Source organism: Streptomyces sp. PsTaAH-124, assembly GCF_000373685.1.
Lineage (GTDB): Bacteria > Actinomycetota > Actinomycetes > Streptomycetales > Streptomycetaceae > Streptomyces > Streptomyces andamanensis.
Genome location: NZ_KB892191.1, coordinates 399,435 through 424,434, shown reverse-complemented (window position 1 = coordinate 424,434; position 25,000 = coordinate 399,435). Strand labels below are relative to the sequence as shown.

Annotated in this window: 25 protein-coding genes and 1 pseudogene; 14 read left to right on the top strand and 12 right to left on the bottom strand. The window is 75.1% G+C overall.

The genetic code is table 11. The features are described 5' to 3' along the window. Window positions 1-323: 323 nt before the first annotated feature. On the bottom strand, window positions 324-1,571 hold the full coding sequence (locus B086_RS0129430) for a ricin-type beta-trefoil lectin domain protein (protein ID WP_018570033.1): 1,248 nt from the start codon (window positions 1,569-1,571) through the stop codon (window positions 324-326). Window positions 1,572-1,735: 164 nt separating this feature from the next. Beyond that, complete coding sequence (locus B086_RS0129425) at window positions 1,736-2,386, bottom strand: VanZ family protein (RefSeq protein WP_018570032.1); 651 nt, start codon at window positions 2,384-2,386, stop codon at window positions 1,736-1,738. 296 nt (window positions 2,387-2,682) lie between these two features. Between B086_RS0129425 and B086_RS0129420 the strand changes: the two genes are divergently transcribed. The 7 genes and pseudogenes from B086_RS0129420 to B086_RS0129390 all read left to right on the top strand — a co-directional run bounded on the left by B086_RS0129420 (window position 2,683) and on the right by B086_RS0129390 (window position 7,577). Continuing rightward, entirely contained in the window at window positions 2,683-2,865 is a 183-nt protein-coding gene (locus tag B086_RS0129420; RefSeq protein WP_018570031.1) for a hypothetical protein, read from the top strand. After that, on the top strand, window positions 2,862-3,314 hold the full coding sequence (locus tag B086_RS0129415; protein ID WP_018570030.1) for an MrpF/PhaF family protein: 453 nt from the start codon (window positions 2,862-2,864) through the stop codon (window positions 3,312-3,314). Before B086_RS0129420 ends, B086_RS0129415 begins: the two co-directional genes overlap by 4 nt. Next, window positions 3,307-3,558 (top strand): annotated as a pseudogene (locus B086_RS0129410) (Na(+)/H(+) antiporter subunit B); the annotation flags it as partial. The gene B086_RS0129415 and the pseudogene B086_RS0129410, both read left to right, overlap by 8 nt. An 86-nt stretch (window positions 3,559-3,644) precedes the next feature. Continuing rightward, on the top strand, window positions 3,645-4,385 hold the full coding sequence (locus B086_RS0129405) for an MnhB domain-containing protein (RefSeq protein ID WP_018570028.1): 741 nt from the start codon (window positions 3,645-3,647) through the stop codon (window positions 4,383-4,385). A 19-nt stretch (window positions 4,386-4,404) separates the two neighbouring features. Continuing rightward, the gene (locus B086_RS0129400) at window positions 4,405-4,752 is read left to right on the top strand and encodes a sodium:proton antiporter (RefSeq protein ID WP_026252890.1); all 348 of its coding nucleotides are present in this window, start codon (window positions 4,405-4,407) and stop codon (window positions 4,750-4,752) included. Continuing rightward, on the top strand, window positions 4,749-6,545 hold the full coding sequence (locus B086_RS0129395; protein ID WP_018570026.1) for a complex I subunit 5 family protein: 1,797 nt from the start codon (window positions 4,749-4,751) through the stop codon (window positions 6,543-6,545). The genes B086_RS0129400 and B086_RS0129395 overlap by 4 nt, the downstream gene beginning before the upstream one ends. 60 nt (window positions 6,546-6,605) lie before the next feature. Then, window positions 6,606-7,577: a ribose-phosphate diphosphokinase gene (locus B086_RS0129390; protein ID WP_018570025.1), complete on the top strand. Its 972-nt coding sequence runs from the start codon at window positions 6,606-6,608 to the stop codon at window positions 7,575-7,577. Between the two features lie 18 nt (window positions 7,578-7,595). Here B086_RS0129390 and B086_RS41135 read toward each other — a convergent pair whose 3' ends face one another. The 5 genes from B086_RS41135 to B086_RS0129365 form a co-directional block, all read right to left on the bottom strand. Next, the gene (locus B086_RS41135) at window positions 7,596-8,603 is read right to left on the bottom strand and encodes an ABC transporter substrate-binding protein (protein WP_018570024.1); all 1,008 of its coding nucleotides are present in this window, start codon (window positions 8,601-8,603) and stop codon (window positions 7,596-7,598) included. An 81-nt stretch (window positions 8,604-8,684) separates the two neighbouring features. Beyond that, complete coding sequence (locus B086_RS0129380; protein WP_018570023.1) at window positions 8,685-9,728, bottom strand: ABC transporter substrate-binding protein; 1,044 nt, start codon at window positions 9,726-9,728, stop codon at window positions 8,685-8,687. A 215-nt stretch (window positions 9,729-9,943) separates the two neighbouring features. Continuing rightward, window positions 9,944-11,044, bottom strand: coding sequence for a FecCD family ABC transporter permease (locus B086_RS0129375; RefSeq protein ID WP_018570022.1), 1,101 nt, complete (start codon window positions 11,042-11,044; stop codon window positions 9,944-9,946). Then, window positions 11,041-12,117 (bottom strand): FecCD family ABC transporter permease, encoded by a 1,077-nt coding sequence (locus tag B086_RS0129370; protein ID WP_018570021.1) that lies wholly within the window; start codon window positions 12,115-12,117, stop codon window positions 11,041-11,043. The genes B086_RS0129375 and B086_RS0129370 overlap by 4 nt, the downstream gene beginning before the upstream one ends. 140 nt (window positions 12,118-12,257) lie before the next feature. Beyond that, on the bottom strand, window positions 12,258-13,013 hold the full coding sequence (locus tag B086_RS0129365) for a helix-turn-helix domain-containing protein (protein ID WP_018570020.1): 756 nt from the start codon (window positions 13,011-13,013) through the stop codon (window positions 12,258-12,260). Window positions 13,014-13,130: 117 nt separating this feature from the next. On the opposite strand from B086_RS0129365, the gene B086_RS41130 reads away from it, so the two are divergent. Both B086_RS41130 and B086_RS0129355 read left to right on the top strand, forming a co-directional pair. Further along, a complete protein-coding gene (locus B086_RS41130; protein WP_078531232.1) occupies window positions 13,131-14,867 on the top strand; it encodes an ATP-binding cassette domain-containing protein in 1,737 nt (578 codons plus the stop codon). Beyond that, the gene (locus B086_RS0129355) at window positions 14,864-17,095 is read left to right on the top strand and encodes an ABC transporter ATP-binding protein (protein ID WP_018570018.1); all 2,232 of its coding nucleotides are present in this window, start codon (window positions 14,864-14,866) and stop codon (window positions 17,093-17,095) included. Before B086_RS41130 ends, B086_RS0129355 begins: the two co-directional genes overlap by 4 nt. A 46-nt stretch (window positions 17,096-17,141) precedes the next feature. On the opposite strand, the gene B086_RS0129350 is transcribed toward B086_RS0129355, so the two are convergent. Next, window positions 17,142-17,441 (bottom strand): DUF4235 domain-containing protein, encoded by a 300-nt coding sequence (locus B086_RS0129350; RefSeq protein ID WP_018570017.1) that lies wholly within the window; start codon window positions 17,439-17,441, stop codon window positions 17,142-17,144. A gap of 99 nt (window positions 17,442-17,540) precedes the next feature. After that, on the bottom strand, window positions 17,541-18,563 hold the full coding sequence (locus B086_RS0129345; RefSeq protein WP_018570016.1) for a glutathione S-transferase family protein: 1,023 nt from the start codon (window positions 18,561-18,563) through the stop codon (window positions 17,541-17,543). A 99-nt stretch (window positions 18,564-18,662) separates the two neighbouring features. Here B086_RS0129345 and B086_RS0129340 point away from each other — a divergent pair, with 99 nt between their 5' ends. Beyond that, the gene (locus B086_RS0129340; RefSeq protein ID WP_018570015.1) at window positions 18,663-19,733 is read left to right on the top strand and encodes a cation diffusion facilitator family transporter; all 1,071 of its coding nucleotides are present in this window, start codon (window positions 18,663-18,665) and stop codon (window positions 19,731-19,733) included. Window positions 19,734-19,840: 107 nt separating this feature from the next. Here the strand turns inward: B086_RS0129340 and B086_RS0129335 are convergent, their stop codons facing one another. After that, the gene (locus B086_RS0129335) at window positions 19,841-20,290 is read right to left on the bottom strand and encodes a nitroreductase family deazaflavin-dependent oxidoreductase (RefSeq protein WP_026252886.1); all 450 of its coding nucleotides are present in this window, start codon (window positions 20,288-20,290) and stop codon (window positions 19,841-19,843) included. Window positions 20,291-20,619: 329 nt separating this feature from the next. Then, on the bottom strand, window positions 20,620-20,979 hold the full coding sequence (locus tag B086_RS45140; protein ID WP_018570013.1) for a hypothetical protein: 360 nt from the start codon (window positions 20,977-20,979) through the stop codon (window positions 20,620-20,622). Window positions 20,980-21,167: 188 nt separating this feature from the next. Here B086_RS45140 and B086_RS0129325 point away from each other — a divergent pair, with 188 nt between their 5' ends. The 4 genes from B086_RS0129325 (at window position 21,168) to B086_RS0129310 (ending at window position 24,404) form a co-directional block, all read left to right on the top strand. Next, a complete protein-coding gene (locus tag B086_RS0129325; protein WP_018570012.1) occupies window positions 21,168-22,376 on the top strand; it encodes a cytochrome P450 in 1,209 nt (402 codons plus the stop codon). A gap of 12 nt (window positions 22,377-22,388) precedes the next feature. After that, window positions 22,389-22,607 carry a ferredoxin gene (locus B086_RS0129320; protein WP_018570011.1) on the top strand — a complete coding sequence of 73 codons (219 nt, stop codon included), beginning with the start codon at window positions 22,389-22,391 and terminating at the stop codon, window positions 22,605-22,607. A gap of 90 nt (window positions 22,608-22,697) precedes the next feature. Then, entirely contained in the window at window positions 22,698-23,258 is a 561-nt protein-coding gene (locus B086_RS0129315) for a flavoprotein (protein WP_018570010.1), read from the top strand. A gap of 177 nt (window positions 23,259-23,435) precedes the next feature. Then, a complete protein-coding gene (locus tag B086_RS0129310) occupies window positions 23,436-24,404 on the top strand; it encodes an aldo/keto reductase (RefSeq protein WP_018570009.1) in 969 nt (322 codons plus the stop codon). 40 nt (window positions 24,405-24,444) lie between these two features. On the opposite strand, the gene B086_RS0129305 is transcribed toward B086_RS0129310, so the two are convergent. Then, window positions 24,445-24,993 carry a universal stress protein gene (locus tag B086_RS0129305; protein ID WP_026252885.1) on the bottom strand — a complete coding sequence of 183 codons (549 nt, stop codon included), beginning with the start codon at window positions 24,991-24,993 and terminating at the stop codon, window positions 24,445-24,447. Window positions 24,994-25,000: the final 7 nt, after the last annotated feature.

Here is a 25,000-nt window from a genome sequence, read left to right as displayed (position 1 = left end):
GAAGACCGTCACCGATGTGCTCCAGGCCGCCGCGGCGTTCGGGATCACGGTCCACGACCTGGACGACCCGGACACCGTGCGCTGGGTGGGCGGTGACAAGTTCACCTGGCACTAGGGCCTGTCCGGCCGATCATGGCGAAGACGCGGGGTGGGGCACGCACATCCGCCGCGTTGTCGTCGGTTGCCGACGCTCCGCGTCGACGCCCTCCTCCGCCTTGCGGCTGCACGCACCCCACCCCGCTCACCCGTGCCCACAAGGCACTGTTGCCTCCCTCCACCATGATCGGCCGGACAGGCCCTAGCCACGGCCCCCGGCGCGGGCCTCAGCCCACCGTCCACTTCTGGTGGGCGGCTCCCGTGCAGGTCCAGATCTGGAGCCGGGTGCCGTTGGCGGAGCTGCCGCCGGTGGCGTCCAGGCACTTGTCGGCCTGCGGATTGACGATGTCGCGGGCGGCCGGGAGCGCCCACTTCTGGTTGGGGCCGCCGGTGCAGTCCCACAGTTGGACCTGGGAACCGTCCGCGGTGGCGTTGTCCTTGACGTCGAGGCACTTGCCGAGGGCGCGCAGGGTGCCGTCGGAGCCGGCCGTCCACTGCTGGGCGGCGGTGCCGTTGCAGTCGTAGAGCTGGACCGGGGTGCCGTTGGCGGGGTTCGCCCCGGCCACGTCCACGCACTTGCCGGCCGTTCCCCTGATGGGCAGCGCCCCGGCGGGGCTGTCGGAGGTGGTGACCGAGACGGAGTCCACCACCAGTTGCTGCGGCAAGGACGTCGAGCCGTCCGGGTCGCCGGGCCAGTAGCCGCCCACCGCCAGATTGAGGATCAGGAAGAACGGCTTGTCGAACACCCATGTGCGGCCGCCGAGGTCCGCGGGCGTCCGGCGCTGGTAGACGGTGCCGTCGACCGACCAGGTGATCGAGCCGGGCGCCCAGTCCACGGCGAAGGTGTGGAAGGCGTCGGCGAACGCCTGGCCGTTCGGCAGGGAGTACGCGGCGCCGATGCCGCCCGAGCCGGAGTAGCCGGGGCCGTGGATGGTGCCGTGCACGGTCGAGGGCTCGAAGCCCACGTTCTCCATGATGTCGATCTCGCCGGAGTCCGGCCAGTTCACCGGCGTGCCCAGCATCCAGAACGCCGGCCACATGCCCTGTCCGCGCGGGATCTTCATCCGCGCCTCGACATGGCCGTACTGCGCGTTGAACTTCCCCGAGGTGTTCAGCCGGGCCGAGGTGTACTGGCAGGTGCCGTACCAGCACTGGTAGCCGCCCGGGTTCTCCCGCCGGGCGGTGATGACCAGGTGGCCCTGGCCGTCCAGGGCCGCGTTGCGGGTGCCGGGCGTGTAGTACTGCCGTTCGTGGTTGTTGACGTTGTCGCCGGTCTCCGTCTGCCACTTGGCGGAGTCGACGGCCGCGCCCGCGGGCCCGTCGAAGGTGTCGGAGAACGTGGCGGCGGCGGCCGCGGTGGGGGCGGCGGAGGCGGGGGACGGGCTCGCCTGGGCGGGGCCGACGGCCGCCGCCCCGGCGAGCACGGCGGACAGGGCGGCGAGCAGACATCTGCGGAGCGGGCGTCGAGAGGCCATGGCACTCCCTTCCGTACGGCGGCCCGGTGGGCGGGCGCGCCGACAGTCGTGGGGGGAACGAGAGAGTGGTTCGGCACTTGATTCAAGAGATGAATTAAGAAGCCGTCAATACTCCGGTACGGACCATTCCCCACGCGGTACGGACCGGCCCCCGAGGGGCGTGCTCACCCGCGCCGACGGCGGCGCGCGTGCACCGCCCGGCCCAGCCGCCGCCCCAGCAGCAGATGACCGGCGAGCGCCCCGGTCGTGTTGAGGATGACATCGTCGATGTCGAACGCCCGCCCGGTGATCAGTGCCCCCTGGGCGAACTCCACCGCCAGCATCACGAGCGCGGTGAGCAGCAGGACGCGCGGCAGCCGGCGCGACCGGGGCGCGAGGACGGGCACCAGGATCCCGAACGGCACCCCGAGCAGCAGGTTCCCGCCGATCTGCTGGACGGCGTCGCGCAGCCCCGGCTGGTCCGCGTACTCCCGCAGCGAACGTCCCGGGTGCAGGTTCGTGTGCACGAACGGCACCGAGGCGGGCGACGGCTGGAGCGTCAGCCGGGCCAGGACGACGGCGAAGGCCACCATGCACACGAACGCGCACGCCATCGCCAGCAGCCGCAGCGGCCAGGGCGCGGGGCGCCGCACCTCGACGGCACGCTCCACGGCGGGCTCGGTGACGGGTTCCGTGACGGGCCTCGCGGTCGGCTCGGTGACGGGCTCCGCGGCGGGCTTCGCGGCGGGTTCCGTACGGGGCTCGGGCGCACCGGGCCCGGTCCGGCGCCGCCCCGGCACGCGCGCCCGGAACGCCGTGAGCGGACGGAGCGTCATCCTTGCCATCCCGGCCTCCCGAGCATCCCGGCACCAACTCGTCTTTCCCGCAAGCCGGTTACCCCCGAACCGCACCGTGATTCCGGCCGCCGCCGACGGCGCGCGGGCCGTGTTCCCGGTTTCCGTTGCTGCTGTCGGGGCAACCGGGTCGCACACCCGCGCGCCGCCGCACACCCCCCGGTGGCGGCGGTGCTTGGATGCCGGGAAGCGGCGGACCGGACCCCGCCGCAGATCAGCGCGAGGGACCGGACCCCGCCGCACATCAGCGCGGGGGACCGAACCCGAGGAGGTGCCGGGTGAAGCCGCGGACGACCCTCCTCGCCGTGGGCGAGGTGCTGGCCTGGTGGGCCGCGCTCGTCGCGCTGTGGCTGGTGCTCATCAGCACCGTCTCTCCCCTGGAGTGGGCGGTCGGCGCGGGCGCCGCGGGCGTGGGCGCCCTCGTCGCGCGGGCCGGCCGGCGGGCGGTGAGCCGCGGGTGAACGGCTGGATCGCGGCGGCGACGGCCGTCCTGGCGGCCGGACTCGGCACCGCCCTGTGGGGCGTGGCCACCGGACCGCTGTCGCGCCGCGTGGTCGCGCAGAACCTGTCCACCGCCGTGGTCTGCCCCGCTCTGCTGCTCCTCGCCCAGGGCTACGGCCGCACCTCCTACGTCGACCTGGCGCTGCTGCTGGCCCTGCTGGGCCCGGTCGGCACCCTCGTCTTCGCCCGGCTGCTCGCCGCCGAACTCACCGGGGACCCGCCGCGGGCCCGCGGGCTGACCTGGGCCTGCGCCGGGCTCGGCGCGACCGTCGTCCTGGTGCTGTGCGCCGTCGCCGGACCAGGCCGGGCCATGGCCAAGCTGCTGGTCGTCGGGGTGCTGCTGGTGGGCGGGAACCTGCTGGCCTCGCGGGCGCTGTCCGGCGGCTTCCCGGAGGTGGACCGTGGCTGACGCCGTCGTCGTCCTGGCGCTGCTCCTGGTCGCCGGCTGCGCGACCGCCGCCGTCCTCAACCGCGACCCGACGCACCAGGCCCTTGTCCTGTCCGTCCTCGGGACCACGCTCGCCGTGCTGTTCACCGTGTTGCAGGCACCGGACGTCGGGCTGTCCCAGCTCGCCGTGGGCTCCGCGCTCACCCCGCTGCTGATCATGCTCTCGGTGCGCAAGGTCCGGCGCCGCTCCGCCCGCGCCGGAACCGGCGGCGACGGCGGAGGCGTGGGCAGCGGAGCCGGGGGCAGCGGAGGCGTGGGCAGCGAGGGCGGCGGCGCGGACGGCGGCCGCCGGTGACCCCGCGCGCCCGGCTGTGGCTGGTGCTCCTCGGCGGCGGCGCGCTCGCCGCGCTGCTCGTCGCGGCCTGTCTGCGGCTGCCCGCCTTCGGCGGCGCCCGCCACCCCTACGGCGACCGCGCGGTGCGCGCCGCGCTCGCCCGGCACACCGCCAACGCCATCGCCTCCGTCAACTTCGACCAGCGCGCCTTCGACACCATGGGCGAGATGTCGATCCTCTTCGCGGCCGTCCTCGGCTGCGCCGTCCTGCTGCGGCAGGCCCGCGACGAGCACCGCGACCCGCCGCGGCCCGCCCGTGTCGCCGCCCCGGTGCGCCGCTACGCCCTCACTGTGCTGCCCGTCGCCCTGGTCACCGGCCTCTATGTCATCGCCCACGGCCAGCTCAGCCCCGGCGGCGGCTTCCAGGGCGGTGTCGTCGCCGCGACCGCGCTGCATCTGCTGTACCTGGGCGCCGACTACGCCGCGCTGGAACGCGTCCGGCCCGTCGACGCCCACGAGACCGGCGACGCGCTCGCCGCCTCCGCCTATCTCGTCCTGGGCCTGGCCGGACTGCTCGCGGGCGGCTCCTTCCTCGCCAACACCCTGCTGCCGTACGGCACGTTCGACACCCTGTCCTCCGGGGGCACCGTGCCGCTGCTGAACGCGGCCATCGGCATGGAGGTGGCCTGCGCGGTCGTCGTCCTGCTCGCCCGCTTCCTGGACCAGGCCGTCGAGATCGAGGAGGAGAACGGGAAGTGAGAGCGCCGTGAGCGACGTCCTGCACGTCCTGCCGTACCTGGTGGCCGCCTATGTGCTCCTGATCGGCTGCTACGGCCTGGCCACCAGCCGCAATCTGATCCACGCCGTGGGCTGCCTCGCCGTGTGCCAGTCGGCGACGTACGTGCTGCTGCTGGCCGTCGGATACCGCGACGGCGGCACCGCGCCCGTCTTCTCCGACCTCGCGCCCGGCTCACGGCCGGTGGTCGACCCGCTCGTGCAGGCGCTCACCCTCACCGATGTCGTCGTCGGCGCCACCGTGACCGCGCTGCTGCTCGCGCTGACCGTGCAGATCTCCAAGCGGCACGGCACCGTCGACCCCGACGAGCTGAGGGAGCTGCGCGGTTGACGCCCTCCCGGCTGCTGCCGCTGCTGCCCGCCGTCCCGCTGCTGGGCGCGGCCCTGCTCGTGGCGGCCGGGCGCCGCCTGCCACGGCTCGCCGCCGAGGTGTTCGGCTCGCTGGCCGCCGCCGCGACCGCCGTCCTGGCCATCGTGCTGCTCCTGCGCTCCTCGCCGCCGCTGACGGAGTGGGTCGGCGGCTGGTTCCCGGTCGGCGGCGAGAGCGTCGGCATCGTCCTGACCGGCGACGGAGCGGGCCTCGGCATGGCGGCGCTCGTCTCCCTGCTCACCCTCGCCGCGCTGGCCTACTCCTGGCGCTACTTCGACGAACCGCCGCACGGCCACGCGGGCGCCTTCCCCGCGCTGATCCTGCTCTTCCAGGGCGGCATGTGCGGCTTCGCGATCGCCGGGGACCTCTTCGACGCGTTCGTGTTCTTCGAGCTGATGAGCGTCGTCGCCTACGCGCTGACCGGATACCGCATCGACGAGGCCAAGGCCGTCCAGGGCGCGCTGGGCTTCGCCCTGGTCAACTCGCTGGGCGCGTACTTCATGCTGATGGGCATCGCCCTGCTCTACGCCCGCACCGGACAGCTCGCCATGGCGAAGATCGGCCAGGGACTCGACGCGGCCGCCGCCGGGCACGGCCCCGACGCGCTCGTCCTCGCCGGATTCGTGCTGTTCCTGACCGGGCTGCTGGTGAAGGCCGCCGCCGTGCCCTTCCAGTTCTGGCTGCCGGACGCGCACGCCGTCGCCCCCACACCCGTGTGCATGCTGCTGTCGGGCGTCATGGTCGAACTCGGCGTCTACGGCGTCTGGCGCGTGTACGGCACCGTCTTCTCCGGGCCGGGCGGCATCCCCGCGGCCGACGCGAGCCGGGCGCTGGTGGTGCTCGGTGTGCTCACCGCCGCCGTCGGCTCGGTGATGTGCTGGTACCAGCGGCACATCAAACGCCTGCTCGCCTTCTCCACCATCGCCCACACCGGCCTCTTCCTGATCGGCGTCGGCACCCTGAAGGCCGCGGCGGACGAGGGGACCGCGCTGTACATCCTGGCCCACGCGGGCGTGAAGGCCGCCCTGTTCGCCTGCGCCGGCATCCTCCTGGACCGCTACGGCAGCGTCGACGAGTTCACCCTGCACGGCCGGGCCCGGCGGCTGCGCGGCACCGGCGCCGTCTTCGCGGTGGGCGCGCTGGCCCTGGCCGGACTGCCGCCCTTCGGCACGGGCCTCGGCAAGGCGCTGAGCGAGGAGGCCGTCGGCGGTCCGCTCACCGTGGTCTACGTCGCCGCCTCCGCCCTCACCGGGGCCGCCGTGCTGCGCGTCGCCGCCCGGGTCTTCCTCGGCCTCGGGCCCCGGCCCCGGGAACGGGAGGGCGAGGGCGGGGAACGCGACGAGGAGACGACGTCCGGCTCCGCCGAGGAACCCGAGACCGGGCGGCGGCTCGACAAGGTCCCCCTGACCATGCGGACCGTCCCGGTGGTGCTGCTCCTGGCCGCGCTCGCCGCGGGCGCGGTCCCCGGCTTCGCCGCCGCGGTGGGCGACGCCGTCGACGAGGCCGGGACCAGGGGCGTGTTCTCCACCGCGCACTGGACCGTGACCGGGGTCCTGCTGGACCTGCTCTCGGCGCTGCTGGCGGTCGCCGTCGCGGGTGTGGCCGTCGCCCGCCCCGGGCTGCTGGCCGCACCCGGCTGGGCGCTGCCGCTGCGCCGCTTGCAGTCCGGGCACGTCGGCGACTACGTGGCGTGGCTGGTGGTGGGGTCCGCGCTGCTGGGGGCGCTGGCGCTGCCGGGCGTGCTGGGCCGATGACCCGCGCCCGGTCAGTACGATGACCGCGGCAGTCCGGAATGATCATGCGAGGAGCGGATCGTGCGAGACATCGCGGTGTTCAGCGGCAGTGCCCATCCCGAACTGGCGGCGGAGGTCTGCGCACACCTGGGCGTGCCGCTCAGCCCCACCCGGGTCAGCCGGTTCGCCAACGACTGCCTGGAGGTGCAGCTCCAGGCCAACTGCCGCGAGCGGGACGTGTTCCTGATCCAGCCGCTGGTCAAGCCGGTGCAGGAGCACCTCGTGGAGCTGCTGCTGATGTGCGACGCGGCCCGCGGCGCCTCCGCCGGGCGCATCACCGTCGTCATGCCGCACTACTCCTACGCCCGCTCCGACAAGAAGGACGCCCCGCGCATCTCGCTCGGCGGACGCCTGGTCGCCGATCTGCTGGTCGCGGCGGGCGCGAGCCGGGTCCTGGCGATGACCCTGCACGCGCCGCAGGTGCACGGCTTCTTCTCGGTGCCCGTCGACCACCTGCACGCCCTGCGCGAACTGGCCGCGCACTTCGAGCAGTACGACCTGACCCGCACCACCGTCGTCTCGCCCGACCTGGGCAACGCCAAGGAGGCCGCCGCGTTCGCCCGGATGCTCGGCGCCCGGGTGGCCGCGGGCGCCAAGCAGCGCTACGCCGACGACCGGGTCACCATCAACTCGGTCATCGGCGACGTGGCCGGGCGGGACGTCATCGTGCTGGACGACGAGATCGCCAAGGGCAGCACCGTCCTGGAACTCCTGGACCGGCTGCGCGAGTCGGGCCCGCGCTCGATCCGGATCGCCTGTACGCACGGCCTGTTCGCGTCCGGCGCCCTCGAACGGCTCAGCGCGCAGGAGGACGTACTGGAGATCGTGTGCACCAACACGGTGCCGGTGCCCGTCGACGACCACGAGGAGCACCGCGTCCACGGGGACAAGCTGCGCGTCCTGTCGATCGCGCCCGCGCTCGCCGAGGCGGTGCGCCGCATCCACAACGGGGAGTCCGTCAGCGCGCTGTTCGACGCGCCCCGGGGCGCGTAGCGGCGCCCGCCCCGGCCCTCAGCCGGACTGCTTCGCCAGCGCGTCCGCGATGGTGTCGACCACGCCCAGGGCGTCGCTGTAGGAACCGGGCAGGAAGTCGGCGGTGCCCACCACCCGGTGGTTCTTCGCCGCCGGCAGCTCCTTGAACGAGCGCAGGTCGAACAGCTTCTGGATGTTGTTGGCGGGGGAGCCGTCGTTGTTGGTGTAGTAGACGACGTAGTCGGCGTCCTTCAGCAGGTCCGCCCGCTCGTACGACACCGACCGGGTCGAGCCCGCGGCGACCGAGGCGGTGGCCGGGGCGAACCGCACGCCCAGCTTGGCCAGGATGTCCCCGACCGGCGAGGCGGGGCTGTAGATCCAGTAGTTGCCGGAGTCGAAGCCGCCCTGGATCACGGCCCAGCGGTTCCCGGACAGCTTCGCGCCCTCGGCCTTGCGCACCGCGGCGATCCGGTCGGCGTACTTCTGCTTGAGCCGGTCGAGCTGCGTCGTTCGGTTCACGAAGCGGGCCGTGGCGTCCGGGTAGGCGGACCAGGCGGCGGTCTCCTTGAAGGACGCGAACGCGGTCGGCGCGATGGCCGACAGCCGCTTGTACGCCTTGCTGAGGTAGGGCACGTCGACGCCGACGATCAGGTCCGGCTTGAGCGAGGCGATCTTCTCGTAGTCGAGGTCGGCGCCGGTCGTCACCTTCGCCGCGGACTTCCAGCGCGCCAGGTAGCGCGGCGGGACGTAGTTGGCGCCGCTGTTCTCCACGCCGACCGGCTGAAGGCCCAGGTCGTACAGCGACTCGGTGGACCAGGAGTGCACGGAGACGATCCGCAGCGGGTGCGCGGGCACGGTCACCTTGCCGTGCGCCGTGTCGACCGCCCGGGTCGCGGCGGACCCGGCAGTGCCGCCGGGGGAGGAGGAGTCGTCGCAGGCGGTGGCGGTGAGGGCCAGCGCGAGGGCGGCGGCGCAGGCGAGGGCTGGGCGCAGCAGGCGGGCACGGCGCCGGAGAGGGGACGCGGCGGGGGAGGACAGGGCGGTCATGGTGATCCAGGGGTGAAGGGCCGGACCGTACGGTCCGGGATGCGGAGACTTCGAGGAGGTAATGGCGAGAGGGGGCGGGGGTCAGGACGCCGAGTGCGGTCCGACGCCCGCGCGGGCGGACTGGACGCGGGTGGCCAGGCCGTCGAGCAGGACGGTGAAGTTCGCCCAGCTGTACGCGTACCAGGAGGCCAGCGGCGGCTTCCACACCTGTCCGGCGCGGACCGCGGGCGTGCGCTGCCACAGCGGATTGCCGGGCAGCGGATCGGACACCGCCCACACCAGCAGGTCGGCCGGGAGCGAGGGGACGTTCTCCCAGCTGACGGCCTGGCTGTAGGCGTTGTCGGCGCCGTCGGGCACCGGCACGAGCCGCATCCCGAGGGCGCTCACCGTCTTGAGCACGGCCCAGGTCCGCGGGTTCATCACGCCGATGGTGCTCTTGTCGATGCCGAAGACGAAGCCGACCCGCAGCTCCCGGTTGGCGGCGACCGCCCTGCGCAGCCGTGCGCTCGCCTCCTCGTAACGGGCCTTGGCCCCGGCGTCGTTCGGCTCGGCACCCAGCGAACGGGTCAGCCGGTCGGCGGTCCCCGCGATCTTCTCGATCGGCTGGTACGTGCTCAGGCCGACCACCGGGGCGAGCTTGCCGACCGCCGGGAGCTGGGAGGCCACCTGGAGGGTGCCGTCGGGCTCCACGGCGTCGATCAGCAGGTCGGGCCGGGCCTGGGCGAGCGCCTCGATCCGTACGCCCTTGTCCGCCGAGTAGATCCGGGTGACGCCGGACCAGTCCGGGCGCACCGCACCGACGATGCCCTGCCCGGAGTCGGCGGCGGCCACCGGGTGCAGTCCGGCCGCCCACAGCGCGGCGCCCGCGGTGTCGGTGAGGAAGGCGATCCGCTTCGGCCGCCGGGACAGCCGTACGGCATGACCCCGGTCGTCGGTGAAGGACCACGCGGCGTCGTCGGAGGCACCGGCCGCCGAGGAGTCACCGGTGCCGCACGCGGACAGGCCGAGGAGGGCGGCCGTCCCCAGGCCGCCGGCGAGCAGCCCGCGCCGGGAGGGGCGCGTACCGGACCGGGGCGGGAGCGGGGACCGGACGTCGCGGGGACGCCGGAGGGTGGCGCTGGGCATGGGGATGTCCTTGAGGCGGAGGGGAGGGAAGAGAAGTGAAGGGGGGGAGGGGAGGGAGAAGGGGGAGAGCGGTGGCCGGGGCCGGGCTCACCGGCCCGCGCCGGGTAACAGGTCGCGCGTCGCGCGTACGGGCACCCGCGGGCGCGGGCGCGGGTGCGGGCGCGTCGGCCGCGAGGCCGCCCGCTGCCGCCGTGGGCGGCGGGTCCGGTTCAGGGTCATGAGCGGCCCGCCCTGCGCCGGGCGAGCAGCAGTCGGCACAGATACAGGCCGCCGAGCACCCCGGTCACCGCGCCGACCGGCAGCTCCGTGCCGGGCAGCACCCGCTGGGCCGTGTAGTCGCTCGCCGCCAGCAGCAGCGCCCCCATGAATCCGGCGGGCACCACCAGGGCGCCTGGGGAGCGGACCAGTCGGCGGCACAGGTGCGGTGCGGCCAGGGCGACGAAGGTGATGGGGCCGACCGCGGCCGTCGTCGCCGCGGCCAGGGCGGTGGCGGCGACGGCGGGCAGGATCCGGGCCCGCCCCACCGGCACCCCGAGCCCCCGGGCGGTGTCCTCGCCCAGCTCCAGCCAGTCCAGGTTCCGGGAACCGGCCACGGTCACCGGGACCAGCACGGCCAGGGCGGCGGCCAGCGGCGCGACGACCGGCCAGTTCACCGAGTTGAGGCTGCCGATCAGCCAGATCTGCGCGTCCTGCGCCTCGTAGAGACTGGCCCGGGTCAGCAGATAGGCCGTCAGCGAGGTGAGCATCGCGCTGACCCCGATCCCCACCAGCACGACCCGGTGGCCCACGGCCGGCCCGCGCCCGGCCGCGAGCAGGCCCACGAGCAGCGCCGTGACCAGCCCGCCGCCGACCGCCGCGACGGCGGTGGCGTACGGGCCGCCGTGGAAGAGCACGATCTGGGTCACGGCACCGGTCGCCGCGCCGCTGGTGAAGCCGATGATGTCCGGACTGCCCAGCGGATTGCGGGACATGCTCTGGAACACCGCGCCGCTCATGCCCAGCGCGCCGCCGGCCAGCAGCGCGCACAGCAGCCGCGGCAGCCGCAGGCTGAGCACGATGAACGACTCGGCCCCGGTGCCCCGGCCCAGCAGCGTGGCCAGGACCCGCGACAGCGGCAGGCGGTAGGTGCCGGTGGTGAGGCCGAGGGCGCCGACCACCAGGCAGGCGGCGGCCAGCAGGACGCAGACCGCGACGGTGCGGGGCCGCCAGCGCAGCGACATCCGGCCGCCGTACAGGCGGACGACGCGGCCGGGCAGCACGGTGGCGCGGGCGGGCACGCGCGGGGAGCGCGGCGGGGAGGCGGGGGCGGTGGTCACAGTTCGGCGATCCTGCGGCGGCGGACGAGAGCGATGAAGACGGGCGCCCCGGCGAAGGCCGTCACGATCCCGGCCTGGATCTCACCGGGCCGGGCGAGCACCCGGCCGAGCAGGTCCGAACCGAGGAGCAGCACGGCCCCGGACACCATGGAGTACGGCAGCAGCCAGCGGTGGTCGGGCCCGGTGAGCGCCCTGGCCAGATGCGGGACGGCCAGGCCGACGAAGGCGATCGGTCCGACGGCGGCCGTCGCCGCCCCGCACAGCAGGGTGACGGCGAGCATCCCCAGGGCGCGGGTGCGGCGCACCCGGGTGCCGAGCGCACGGGCCGTGTCGTCGCCGAGGGCCAGCGAGTTGAGCGCGCCGGACAGCCCGAGGGCGAGCAGGGCGCCCGCGCCGAGGAACGGCGCCACCTCCGTGACGACCGACATCGGCTGCCCGGCCAGCGAACCCACGCCCCAGAACCGGAACTGGTCGAACACGTCCGGCCGCAGCAGGGTGACGACGGAGATCAGCGCGCCGAGCACGGCGCTGACGGCGGTGCCCGCGAGCGCGAGCCGCACCGGCGCGGGCCCCGACCGGCCGCGCGAGCCGAGCACCTGGACCACCACGGCGGCCAGCCCGGCACCGGCGAACGCGAACCAGACGCAGAACGACGGATCGGTGCTGCGCCACAGGGCGATCGCCACGACCACGGCCGCCGAGGCGCCCATGTTGACGCCGAGGATGCCGGGGTCGGCGAGCGGATTGCGGGTCAGCGCCTGCATCAGGACGCCCGCGAGGCCGAGCGCGGCGCCGACGGCGACGCCGAGCAGCGTCCGGGGCAGCCGCAGGTCCCAGACGACCGAGCCGTCCACCGAGGTGCGGCCGTGCAGCAGCGCGTGCAGCACCTCACCGGGCGGGATGGCCTTGGCGCCGACGGCGACGCTCGCCACGACGGCCAGGGCCAGCAGCGCGCAGGCGAGGAGCAGGCCGAGCAGCCGGGCGGCGGCAGCGGTCCGGCGCCGTCTTCGGCCGGTGTCCTCCGACGCTGTTTCCGGCACCACGGTGGTGGTGCTCAGAGTGGTGGTGCCCATCGTGCTCCTCGGCGACGTACCCGCCGACCAGGAGGGCCGACGAGGACTTAGCTTAGCCTTGCCTAAGCACGCTAGCGGCGCCGTCGCAGGCGCGACAAGGCGGTCGGACGCCACCTCGTGTCGCCGATCCGCCAACCCGGTCAGGCCGCTCGGTCCGCCCGCTCCCGGGAACGGGCGAAGTACGCGGCGGGCGTGCACCCCGTCACCCGGCGGAACGCGGCGACGAAGGCGCTGGGCGTCGCATAGCCCACCCGCTCGGCCACCCGCCCCACCGGCTCGCCCTCGGCGAGGTGCGCGAGCGCCGCCTGGAGCCGGGCATGGGTCCGCCACTGGGTGAACGTCAGGCCCGTATCGGCCAGGAACAGCCGCAGCAGCGTGCGGGCGCTGGAACCGACCGCGTACGCCAGTTCGGCCAGCCCCCGCTGGTCCGCGGGGTCCTCCAGCAGCAGCGCCGCGGCCTCCCGCGCCCGCGGATCGGCCGGCAGCGGCAGCTCGAACACCGCGCCGTCCGCCGGGCGCAGCACCTCCAGCAGGACGGCCTCGGCGTGTGTACGCACCCCCGGCGCCAGCTCACCGGCCAGATAGCCGATCAGATGCCGGGCCAGCGGGGAGACGGCGAGCACCGTGGGCCGGGGCCAGGCCAGCGGACAGGAGACCGGATCGAGATAGACGCCCTGGAGCACCGACTCCCGCAGGGCCGCGGTGGCGTGCCGGACACCTCCCGGGATCCACAGCGCCAGATGCGGCGGCAGCACCCAGCAGCGGTCCTGGATGTCGACCGTGACCACACCCGTGCTCGCCCAGGCCAACTGGTGCTCGCCGTGCACGTGATGGCGGAAGGACTGCCCCCGGGCCATCTCGAACCGTTCGAGACCGATGGTCTTCTCGTCTGCCATGCCGGTGTCCCTGTCCCTGCCCGGTGCGCGCCCCGCCGCCGGCCGTGGCCGATGCGCGACATACGGTGGCGCCCTGCTGCGTTTACGACAAAAGTAAGGCGACCCTAACGTAGCCGGGTGACCGTAGCCGCCCCCGCTCCGCCCAGCCGTCCGTCCGCCCGCCCGCCGGAGCCCGCGGGCCCGTCCCCCGCGGCCTGCGCCTCGCCCCGGGCGCTGCTGCGGTGGGCCGTGGGCGAGCGCCGCGCCGACCTGGCCCTGGCGGCGGTGCTGCTGAGCACGCACCAACTGGGCGAGGCGCTGGTACCGGTGCTCGTCGGCGCCACGGTCGGCCGGGCCGTACGGTCCGGCACCCCCGCCTCGACGGCCTGCTGGCTCGGCCTGCTGGCGGCGGACTTCCTGATGCTGTCCCTGTCCTACCGCTTCGGCGCGCGGGCCGCCGTACGGGTGCGGCAGCACACCGAGCACCGGCTGCGCATGGCCCTCACGGAACGGGTGCTGCGCCCGGCCGGCGGGGTACGGCTGGTGCCGGGCGACCTGCTCAGCCGGGCGTCCGGCGACGCCGAACGGGTCGGCGCCTTCGCGGGCACCCTCGCCGGCACGGTGGCCGCGGTGGTCGTCCTGCTCGGCTCCACGGTGCTGCTGCTGCGCATCCACCCCGGGCTCGGCGCGCTGGTCGTGGCTGGGACCGCGGCCGTCCTGCTCGCGCAGAACCGCCTCTCCCACGTCCTGCACCGCACCAGCGGCACCGAGCAGGCCCTCCAGGCGCGGGCCACCGCGCTCGCCGAGGACCTCGTGCGGGGGCTGCGGGTGCTCCGGGGCATCGGCGCCGAGCGCGCCGTCGCCGCCGACTACGCCCGGGTCAGCCGGGACGCCGTGGGCGCGGCCCGGCGGGCGGTGTCCGCCGAGGGCGCGCTCGTGTCGGTGGGCGTCCTGCTCACCGGGCTCTATCTGGCGGCCGTCGCCGCGCTCGGCGGCGCCCTCGCCCTGGACGGCCGGATCGGTCTCGGCCCGCTGATCGCCGCCCTCGGCCTCGCCCGGTTCGTCAGCGGCCCGATGCGCGTCGTCGCCACCGCCCACGCCCGCTACGTCCGCGCCCTCGCCTCCTCCGCCCGCGTCCACGAGGTGCTCACCGCTCCTCCGGCCGTGCCGGAGCGGACCTCGGCGGGCGCTGCGGCCGGTGCCGCGACCGACGCCGTGGCTGACACCGTGGCCGAAGCGCCCGCCGTCGCCTTCCACGACGTGGCGCTGCCGGGCGGGACCCGCGCCCGGTGGACCGCCGAGGCGGGCCGGATGACGGGCCTTGTCTGCGCCGACCCCGCCGACGCCGACGCCGTCGCCCTGCTGCTCGCCCGCGAACAGGACCCCGAGGAGGGGCGGATCCTGCTCGACGGCACGGCACTGGACCGGTTCGCCCTGGACACGCTCAGGACCGCCCTCCTGGTCTGCCACCACGAGCCGGTGCTGCTGCCCGGCACCGTCGCCGACAACCTGGCCGCCCTCACCGAGGACACCGCCGCTGTCACCGAGGCGGCCCGTGCCGCCCGCGCCGACCAGGTCCTCGGCGCCGTGGCCCACGGTGCCCGCACCCGGGTCGGAGACCGCGGCGAGACCCTCTCGGGCGGCCAGCGCCAGCGCGTCGCCCTGGCCCGCGCGCTCGCCGCCCGCTCACCGGTGCTGGTCCTGCACGATCCGACCACCGCGGTGGACGCGGCGACGGAGGACGTCATCGCCGACCGCGTACACCGCGCACGCTCCGGCCGCACCACCCTCGTCATCACCGACAGCCCGTCCTGGCTCGCCCGCTGCGACCAGGTCGTCCACCTCCCCACACCCGAGCGGACGGCGACCTCATGACGACCCCGGACGCCACCCCGGACGCCACACCGGCCCACGTCCCGGCCCACGCGCCGGGTGACGCCCCGGCCGACGTCTCGGCCCAGGCCCCGGCCGGTGTTCCGGCCGCGGCTTCGGCCGACGCGTCAGGCGACGCCCTGGCCGATGCCCCGGCGGACTCGTCGGCCGGGGCACCGGCCGACGTCTCGCGCGACGGCCCGGCCGACGGCCCGACCAGGGCCCCGGACCGCCTCCGGGCCGAGACCCCGGTCGCCCCTCGCCAGGACCCTTCCGCTGAAGCCCCGGACAGCACCCCGGCCGACGCCTCCTGCGGCACCCCGGCCGACACCCCCTGCGGCGGCCGGGCCGGGGCTCCCACCGCTGCCCCCGGCGGCGCCCCGGCCGCACCCCGGGCTGTATCTCCGCCCGAGCCCTTGCCCGAGCACTCGCCCGAGCCCTCGCCCGCCGACCCGGACGGCACGCCCTCGCTGCTGCCGGTGGCCACCGGGCGGCAGACGCGGGCGCGGTTGCGGGTGGCACTGCGGGGGCGCCGGGGGGCGCTGTGGGCGGCGCTCGCCGCACTGGTGCTCGACAGTTGCCTGAGTCTGGCCGGGCCGGTCGCGATCGGACGGATCACCCAGGCCGTGACGGACCACCGGGGGTCGGGTGCGCTGGTGTGGCCGGTCGGGCTGCTGGCGGGCGCCGCCGTGGCGGGGGCGCTGACCGGATGGGCCGCGACCGTCCTGCTCGCACGGGTCGTGCTGACGGTGACGGGACGGCTGCGCGAGGACGCGGTCGCCGCCGCGCTGGTCCTGCCCGTGGACACCGTGGAGACGGGCGGCACCGGCGACCTCGTGGCGCGGGTCTCCGGCGACACGGACCGGGTCTCCGAGGCCGCCTCCGGCGCCCTGGGCGACTTCGCGGCGGCGGCGCTGACCATCCTCGCCGCCCTCGCCGGACTGGCCGCGCTGGACTGGCGGTTCGCCGTCGCCGGACTGCTCGCCGTGCCCCTCCAGGCGTACACGCTGCGCTGGTACCTGCGCACCTCCCGGCCGCTGTACGCCGCCGGGCGGACCGCCGAGGGCGGGCGCGCCTCCGCCCTGCTCGGCGCCTTCACCGCGCTGCCCACCCTGCGCGCCCTGCGCCTGGGGCCGGGGCGGCACGCCCGGGTGGCGGCGGCCTCGCGGGACGCGATGGCGTACGAGTTCCGGGCGGCGCGGGCGGCGACCCGCTTCTACGGCCGGCTCAACCTCGCCGAGTTCACCGGGCTGAGCGCGATCCTCCTCGCGGCCTGGTGGCTGGTGCGCACCGGCCGCGCCGACATCGGCGCCGCGACCACCGCCGCCCTGTTCTTCGCCGGGCTGTTCGACCCCGTGAACATCCTGCTCGGCACCTTCGACAGCGTGCAGCGGGCGACCGCCGCGCTGGCCCGGATCGTCGGCGTCACCCTGCACGCCCCTGACCCCGCCCGCGGCACACGCCCGTCCGGGCCGGGAACACGGCCGGGCACCGGGGTCGTGGTGCGCGGGGTCCGCCACCGCTACGGCGACGGGCCCGACGTCCTGCACGGCATCGACCTCGACCTGCGCCCCGGCCGGCGGCTGGCCGTGGTCGGCGCGACCGGCTCGGGCAAGTCGACGCTGGCGGCACTGATCGCCGGGACGCGTCCGCCGTCCGCGGGCAGCGTCACGCTCGACGGCGTACCCACCGGCGACCTCGCCCGCCCCGGAGCGGACGGCGACCGGCGGATCGCCCTGGTCACCCAGGAGCACCACCTCTTCCCGGGCACCCTCGCCGACAACCTCCGCCTCGCGTCCCGCGGCGCCCCGGACAGCGCACTGGAAGCCGCGCTGGCCGCCGTGGGCGCCGCGGACTGGGCCGCCGCCCTGCCCGACGGCCTCGACACCGTCGTGGGCCGGGGCGGCGGCATCCGGCTCACCGCCCGCCAGACCCAGCAACTCGCCCTCGCCCGGGTCCTGCTGCTCGACCCGGAGGTGGTGGTGCTGGACGAGGCGACGGCCGAGGCGGGCAGCGACACGGCCCGCGGCCTCGACCGCGCGGCCCTCGCGGTCACCGAGGGCCGCACCGCGGTCGTCGTCGCCCACCGGCTCTCCCAGGCCGCCACCGCCGACACCGTGCTGGTGATGGAGGACGGCCGCGTCACCGAGCGGGGGCGGCCCGACGAACTGCGGGCCGCCGGCGGCGCCTACGCCCGGCTGTGGGAGTCGTGGGCCCGCGGCCGGCGGTGAGGGCCGGGCGCCGGTCCGGGCAGCGGCGCACCCGGCCCGGGGCGGCTCACTCCCGGCCCTCGCCGCCCTTGGCGGGCCACACCCCGGTCGAGCGCGCGATGGCCTGGGCGCCCGCGCGGTCCACGGTGCTGCGCACCACCGCGAACAGGGCGCCCTGCACCGCGGCGGCCAGCAGGATCTCGCCCCAGTGCCGGTTCTCGTCGAGCGCGTCGGGGGCGTCGTCCTCATGCCGGAACGCCTTCCACGCGGTGCGGAACACCTTCCCGGCCACGGCGCCGCCGACCCAGCCCAGCACGAACCCCACGGGCTGATAGGCGAGCGGGAGCTTGTTCTTCTTCTTGGCCACCTTCGTCCTCCTTCTCGGACTTCTACGGCTTCTACGGCTTCTACGGCTTCTGGAACTTCTGAAACTCCTACGACCTCTACGACCTCTGGGATCTCCGGGTCAGGGCCGGCCGCGCGGCGGCACCCGCTCCGCCTCCGGCACCGGACCCGGCGGGGTGCCGTCGCCGAAGGGGCGCCCGCCGAGCTCCTTGCGCCGGTGCGGCGTGAGCCAGCCGGACAGGTCGGGCCCGAGCGGCACGATGCCGGTCGGGTTGATGCCCGTGTGCACCTGGTAGTAGTGCCGCTTGATGTGGTCGAAGTCGACCGTGTCTCCGAAACCGGGCGTCTGGTGGAGATCGCGGGCGTACGCCCACAGCACCGGGTTCTCCGCCAGCTTCCAGCGGTTGCACTTGAAGTGCCCGTGGTAGACGGCGTCGAAGCGGACCAGCGTCGTGAACAGCCGGATGTCCGCCTCGGTGATCGTGTCGCCCACGAGATAGCGCTGCCCGGCCAGCCGCCGCGCCAGCAGATCGAGACGCCGGAACACTCCCTCGTACGCCCTCTCGTACTCCTCCTGGCCGGTGGCGAAACCCGCGCGGTACACGCCGTTGTTGACGTCCTCGTACACCTCGCCCATCACCGTGTCGATCTCGTCGCGCAGGGCCCGCGGGTACAGGTCGGGCGCGCCGGGCCGGTGCAGGGCCGTCCACTCGGTGGCCAGATCCAGGGTGATCCGCTGGTAGTCGTTGGTGACCAGCTCGCCGCTGGGCACGTCGACCACCGCGGGCACACTCACCCCGCCGGGGTACCCGGCCTCGCGCCGCTCGTACGCCTCGCCGAGGAAGCGGATGCCGAGGACCGGGTCCCGGCCGCCGGGGTCGAGCGTGAACCGCCAGCTGCGGTCGTCCTGGATCGGGTCGACGACGGCCAGGGACAGGGCGTCCTCCAGACCGAGCAGCCGCCGCGACACCAGCGCCCGGCTCGCCCAGGGGCACGCCCGGCTGACCACCAGCCGGTACCGCCCGGCGGCCACCGGCCAGCCGTCCCGGCCGTCCGCGGTGATCCGGTCGGCGAAATGACTTTTCGAACGCTTGAACTTCTTGTGGCCGTAGGAACGGTTGCCGTCGTCGCCGCCGTCGCTCATGCCCGGTCCTCCCTGCCGTCGGGACGCGCTGGTGACCACGTTCCCCGAAATCCGCCGACGGCACGGTGTGACACCCGCCGACCGGGGCATCCGGCGAACGTGAGCGGGACATCCGAGAACGCGGCCGGGACGGGTACGGAGCAGAAGGGAGCCGAGGCGGAGGCGGAAGCGAGCCGTGCGGCCGGGAGCGGGCCGGGACCGGCCGCCGACCGCAGGACCCGCGTCACCGTGCTGGTGGCGCTCGCGGCGAACCTGGTCATCGCGGTCGCCAAGGCCGTGGGCGGCCTGATCGCGCACTCACCGGCCCTGCTCTCGGAGGCGGCGCACTCCGTCGCCGACAGCCTCAACGAGATCTTCCTGCTGGCCGCGCTGCGCCGCAGCCGCCGCCCCGCCGACCGGCGCCACCCCTTCGGCTACGGCAAGGAGCGGTTCTTCTGGTCGCTGCTGGCGGCCGTCGGCATCTTCGTCATGGGCGGCTGCTTCTCCTTCTTCCAGGGCGTAGAGGCCCTGCGCAACGGCGCCCACGAGACGTTCTCCGGCTATGTGGTCGGGCTGGTCGTGCTCGGCGTCGCGCTCCTGGCCGAGGGCACCTCCCTGCTGCGGGCGCTGCTCCAGGTGCGCGAGCAGGGCGGCGCCGCCGGGCTGCGCGACCCCGCGCTGCGCACGGTCGTCGCCGAGGACGGCACCGCCGTGCTGGGGGTCACGCTCGCCATCGTCGGCATGGCCCTGCACATGGTCACCGGCCAGGTCGTCTGGGAGGCGTCCGCCTCGCTCGCGATCGGCGCGCTGCTCGTCTACGTCGCCTACCGCCTGGGCCGCGACGCACGCGACCAGTTGATCGGCGAGGCCGCCGACCCGGAACTCGCCGGGCGCATCCGCAGCCTGCTGCGTGCGCAGCCGGAGATCGACAGCGTGGAGGGGCTGCTCACCATGAAACTGGGACTCGACTCCGTGCTGGTGGCCGCCCGGGTGGATCTGGTGCCCGGCATGGACAGCGAGCGGGTCGAGGAGGTCGCGGTGCGCATCAAGCGGTCCGTCGCGCACACCGTCCCCGAGGCGGACCAGATCTTCCTCGACGTGACCGACCGGCCCGCCGCCGAGGCGGAGCAGAGCCCCGCGGCCGAGGCACGGCAGAGCCCCGCCGCGACGGGGGAACGCGGCGGGGCCTGAGGGACGGGTGCCCCCCGCGGGACCCCTCCATGCCTCCGGGACCGGGATCCGCCCGGAACGGACGCACGGAGGGACTGCCGGCCCCTGGGCGTGCCCGGCCGCCCGGTTCAGTGGCCGTCGGCCGGCTCCAGCACGAAGACCGGGATCTCCCGTGAGGTCTTCTCCTGGTACTCGGCGTAGGGCGGGAACGCGGCGACGGCCCGCTCCCACCACTCGGCCTTCTCCGCGCCGGTGACCTCACGGGCCGTCATGTCCCGCTCCACCGGTCCGTCCCGCAGCGCGACCCGCGGATCGGCCAGCAGGTTGAAGTACCAGAACGGGTGCTGGGGAGCGCCGCCCTGGGAGGCCACCACGGCGTAGCGCCCGTCGTGCTCCACCCGCATCAGCGGTGTCTTGCGGAGCTTTCCGCTGCGCGCGCCCCGCGTGGTCAGCAGAATGACCGGCAGCCCCGTGTCCCGGAGCGTGGTTCCCTCGGTGCCGCCGGAACTCTCGTACAACTCCACCTGCTCCCGCACCCACTGGGTCGGGCTGGGCTCGTACTCGCCCTCAAGAGGCATGGCGTCGGTCCTCTCCTCGCTCGGTCGGTTCTCTCGCCCGCACGGCACCGCCGCGACGGCCGCCGTGCGCATCATCCCTACCGCGTTCCGGGGCGCGGACACCCCGGTCGGACGGATCCTCGCAGACGGGGGCGGGCGCCGTGGCCCCCCGGCGTGATCCGGCGGACGGCGGCGACGGCCGGACGTCCGGATCGCGCCAGGTCCGCGCCGCAGGTCACGGCGCGGAACGGCCCGGGGCGGCGGTCCCCACGGGTACGGGCGCGGCCCGCGGTGCGCCCGTCTGCGGCCCGGCGCGGCCCCGACCCGCCGTCGGGCGGACCGGGGCGCGCTCAGGACGGCCACGCCGTGCGCACCGCCGACGCCGTGATCACCGCGCCGCACACCCGCGCCGCCACCGGCCGCCCCCACCGGCCCGTCAGCGCCCTGCCGAGCGGCGCGCCGCCCCCGGCACCCGCGCCGCCGAGGACCGGGGCGGCGAAGCAGACGACCGTGGCCGGATCGAGCAGGGTGAGGCCGAGCAGCCCGAGGGGGATGGCCCGCGCGGGTCCCGGGGCGGGCGGCGCCGCCCGGACGGGCGTACCGGACCCGCGGCACCGGCGCAGCGCGGCGACCGCGCCCCGTACGGCCGACGCGGCGAGCACCACGGCCGGCGTCCGGCGCAGCGGCGCGAGCGCGTCGAGCGCGGACATGCCCGGATCGTGCCCGCCCGGCCCGGAGGAGGACAATGGAATCACGTCAGCGCGGCACCGGGCGGAAGAGGTGCTTCCCGGCCAGATACGGGCTTTCGCCGATGTGGCCGAACTTCGCGTCGCACCATAGATGCCTCAGGCATCTAATGAAGATCGGCACGACGCATCCTTCGTCTGCGAGGTCTTCCATGCCGGATCCGACCATCGAAACCCCCCACTCCGTGGCGTTCCCGCAGGACCGCACCTGTCCCTACCAGCCGCCCACGGGTTACGAGCCGCTGCGCGAGTCCGCGCCGCTCGCCCGCGTCACCCTCTACGACGGCAGCGCGGCCTGGGCCGTCACCGGGCACGCCGTCGCCCGTGAACTGCTGGCCGACCCGCGCCTGTCCAGCGACCGCGCCCGTGACGGATTCCCGCTCACCGCGCCCCGGCTGGAAGTGGCGCGCGAGCGCAAGACCGCCCTGCTGGGCGTCGACGACCCCGAGCACCGCGTCCAGCGGCGCATGCTGATCCCCAGCTTCACCCTCAAGCGCGCCACCGCGATGCGCCCCCGCATCCAGGGCATCGTGGACGGGCTGCTCGACCGGATGACCACCCTGGGCCCGCCCGCCGAGCTGGTGCGGGACTTCGCCCTCCCGGTGCCCTCCATGGTGATCTGCGAACTGCTCGGCGTCCCCTACGCCGACCACGAGTTCTTCGAGGAGCAGTCCCGACGGCTGCTGCGCGGCCCGGACATGGCCGATGTGATCGAGGCGCGCGACCGGCTGGAGGCGTACCTCGGCGATCTGGTCGACCGCAAGCAGAAGGAACCGGGCGACGGCGTCCTGGACGAGCTGGTCCACCAGCGGCTGGGCGAGGGCGAACTGGACCGCGCCGACCTCGTCTCGCTGGCCATCATCCTGCTCATCGCGGGCCACGAGACCACCGCCAACATGATCTCCCTGGGCACCTACACCCTCCTCCAGCACCCCGAGCGGCTGGCCGAACTGCGCGCCGACCCCGCGCTGCTGCCGGCCGCCGTCGAGGAGCTGATGCGGATGCTGTCCATCGCGGACGGGCTGCTGCGCCAGGCCCAGGAGGACATCGAGATCGCGGGGGAGACCATCCGGGCCGGTGAGGGCGTGGTCTTCTCCACCTCCGTCATCAACCGCGACGACACCCACTTCGAGGGCCCCGACGACCTCGACTTCCACCGGACCACCCGCCATCACGTCGCGTTCGGCTTCGGCATCCACCAGTGCCTCGGCCAGAACCTCGCCCGCGCCGAGCTGGAGATCGCGCTCGGTTCGCTCCTGACCCGGCTGCCCGGCCTCCGGCTGGCCGCGCCGCCCGAGGAGATCCCCTTCAAACCCGGCGACACGATCCAAGGAATGCTGGAACTCCCCGTGACCTGGTAAGAGGCTGCTCTCATGCGCATCGACATCGACAAGGACCGCTGCATCGGCGCCGGGCAGTGCGCCCTGGCCGCCCCGGGCGTGTTCACCCAGGACGACGAGGGCTTCAGCGCCCTGCTCCCCGGCCGGGAGGACGGCGGGGGCGACCCCATGGTCAAGGAGGCCGCCCGCGCCTGCCCCGTCTCGGCGATCACGGTGACCGAGAAGGACGGGGCGGCGCGCGCCACCGAGTGACGCGAGCGGCGGGAGCAGCGGCGGCGGGGACGGCCGGCGGCAGGACGCACGGCCCGCTCCGGCCCGCGGCGCGGCGGTAGAGTGCCGTCCGTGACCGAACAGGCCGGAGCAGCACCGGGCAGACCCTTCCTCTACGTCGTCGTCTGCGCCGCCGGTGTCGCCTCTGGTGTGGGTGCCCTGGTGGCCGCCGCGCAGACCCGCGGCTGGGAGGTCGGCGTCATCGCGACACCGGTCGCCATGAGCGGCTTCTTCGACACCGACGACATGCGGGAGCGCACCGGCCGCCCGGTCCGCTCCCGCTGGCGCACCCCGGACGACCCGCGTCCCTTCCCGCCGCCGGACGCCGTGGCCGTCGCGCCCGCCACGTTCAACACGGTCAACAAGTGGGCCGCCGGGATCGCCGACACCCTCGCCGTGGCCACCCTGTGCGAGGCGTACGGCCTGGGCGTCCCGGTCGCCGCGCTGCCCTGCGTGGCCGACGCGCTGGCCGTCCACCCCGCCTACCGGGAGAGCCTGGCGCGCCTGCGCGCGATGGGCGTCCGCTTCGGGGATCCGTACAGCGGCATGCCCGGCGCGGACGGCACCCGTGCCGACTTCGCCTGGGAGCGGGTACTCGACCTGCTCGAACCCGCCGGAGAACCGGCCGCCTGACCGCGTACAGCCCCGTACGCCCCGTCCGACCGCATGCGGCCGCGTCCGGCCGCGTCCGGCCGCGTCCGGCCGGTGATCCGCACCGGCACCGGTCCGGCATCCGGTCCCCGCGGCCGCGGAGATCCTTCACGGCCTACGCTCTCTCCGGCAACCACCCCGATGACGGGAGCAGCAACGATGCAGTACGTGAAGCTCGGTTCGACGGGTCTGGACGTGTCGCGGATCTGTCTGGGCTGCATGACCTACGGCGATCCCGAGCGCGGCACCCACGAGTGGACCCTCGGCGAGGAGGCGTCGCGCCCGCTGATCCGGCAGGCGCTGGAGGCCGGGATCACCTTCTTCGACACGGCCAACGTCTACTCCGACGGCACCAGCGAGGAGATCGTCGGCCGGGCGCTCAAGGACTTCGCGCGCCGCGAGGACATCGTGCTCGCCACCAAGGTGCACGGCAGGATGCGGCCGGGGCCCAACGGCGCCGGACTGTCCCGCAAGGCGATCATGACCGAGATCGACCACAGCCTGCGCCGCCTCGGCACCGACTACGTCGACCTCTACCAGATCCACCGCTGGGACCCGCACACGCCCGTCGAGGAGACGATGGAGGCGCTGCACGACCTGGTCAAGGCGGGCAAGGTGCGCTACATCGGGGCGAGCTCGATGTACGCCTGGCAGTTCTCCAAGGCCCAGTACACCGCGCAGGCGCACGGCTGGACCCGCTTCGTCTCCATGCAGAACCACTACAACCTCCTGTACCGGGAGGAGGAGCGCGAGATGCTGCCGCTCTGCGCGGACCAGGGCGTCGGCGTCCTGCCCTGGAGCCCGCTCGCCCGGGGCCGTCTCACCCGGGACTGGGGCACCGGCACCGGGCGCAGCGCCACCGACGCCTTCGGCAGCACCCTCTACCAGGAGGGCGACCGGGCCGTCGTCGAGGCGGTCACCCGCATCGCGCAGGAGCGCGGGGTGCCGCGCGCCCAGGTGGCCCTCGCCTGGCTGCTGCACCAGGACACGGTGACGGCGCCGATCGTCGGCGCGTCCCGGCCGGGGCACCTGGAGGACGCGGTGGCCGCCGTCGGTCTCGAACTGAGCGACAAGGAGACCGAGGAGCTGACGCGGCCCTACACCCCGCACGAGGTCAGCGGCCACTGACCCCCGGCAACTCCCGGGGCTCCGGCGGCTTCTACGGCTCCTACGGCCGTGGCGGGTGCGGCGGGTCCGGCGGGGGCGGGGCCTCGGGCGGCGGCCCCGGGTGGTGCGGCGGTGGCGGAGGCGGCAGGGTCGTGAGGTCCGGGGCCGCCTCCGGCCACACCAGCAGCACCGGGCACGGGGCGTGGTCGACGGCGAACCGCACCGCCGGACCCAGGCTGTGCGGGCCGAGCCGGCCGCGGTCCCCGTCGCGGGCCAGCACCAGCAGATCGGCGTCCCCGGCGGCGGCCACCACCTCGCGCTCCACCCGCCCGGCGCGCTCGGTCCGGGTGCACGGCCGCCCCAGCCGGGCCGCCGCCGCGTCGAGCAGTCCGGCCGCCGACGCGTCGCCGAGCCGCGCCAGCCGGTCGCCCGGGTCCCGCTCGCGGTGGCCCCGGCCGAGCAGTCCGGCGAACGCCCCGTGCGCCACACCGGGCACATCGGCCCCGCTCACATGCAGCAGCACCACCTCCGCCGTGTCGGGCGCATGGGCCCGTACGGCGTCCACACAGGCGGGCCAGGTGCCCTCCACCAGCCAGGCGACCACTCGCATACGCCGA

Coding starts and splice junctions, on each gene's coding strand:
- B086_RS41135 (WP_018570024.1), bottom strand. CDS start 8,603: ATGACCGCCCTGTCCTCCCCCGCCGCGTCCCCTCTCCGGCGCCGTGCC.
- B086_RS0129430 (WP_018570033.1), bottom strand. CDS start 1,571: ATGGCCTCTCGACGCCCGCTCCGCAGATGTCTGCTCGCCGCCCTGTCC.
- B086_RS0129370 (WP_018570021.1), bottom strand. CDS start 12,117: ATGGGCACCACCACTCTGAGCACCACCACCGTGGTGCCGGAAACAGCG.
- B086_RS0129335 (WP_026252886.1), bottom strand. CDS start 20,290: ATGCCTCTTGAGGGCGAGTACGAGCCCAGCCCGACCCAGTGGGTGCGG.
- B086_RS0129425 (WP_018570032.1), bottom strand. CDS start 2,386: ATGACGCTCCGTCCGCTCACGGCGTTCCGGGCGCGCGTGCCGGGGCGG.
- B086_RS0129345 (WP_018570016.1), bottom strand. CDS start 18,563: ATGAGCGACGGCGGCGACGACGGCAACCGTTCCTACGGCCACAAGAAG.
- B086_RS0129325 (WP_018570012.1), top strand. CDS start 21,168: ATGCCGGATCCGACCATCGAAACCCCCCACTCCGTGGCGTTCCCGCAG.
- B086_RS0129355 (WP_018570018.1), top strand. CDS start 14,864: ATGACGACCCCGGACGCCACCCCGGACGCCACACCGGCCCACGTCCCG.
- B086_RS0129305 (WP_026252885.1), bottom strand. CDS start 24,993: ATGCGAGTGGTCGCCTGGCTGGTGGAGGGCACCTGGCCCGCCTGTGTG.
- B086_RS0129310 (WP_018570009.1), top strand. CDS start 23,436: ATGCAGTACGTGAAGCTCGGTTCGACGGGTCTGGACGTGTCGCGGATC.
- B086_RS0129320 (WP_018570011.1), top strand. CDS start 22,389: ATGCGCATCGACATCGACAAGGACCGCTGCATCGGCGCCGGGCAGTGC.
- B086_RS0129380 (WP_018570023.1), bottom strand. CDS start 9,728: ATGCCCAGCGCCACCCTCCGGCGTCCCCGCGACGTCCGGTCCCCGCTC.
- B086_RS45140 (WP_018570013.1), bottom strand. CDS start 20,979: ATGTCCGCGCTCGACGCGCTCGCGCCGCTGCGCCGGACGCCGGCCGTG.
- B086_RS0129365 (WP_018570020.1), bottom strand. CDS start 13,013: ATGGCAGACGAGAAGACCATCGGTCTCGAACGGTTCGAGATGGCCCGG.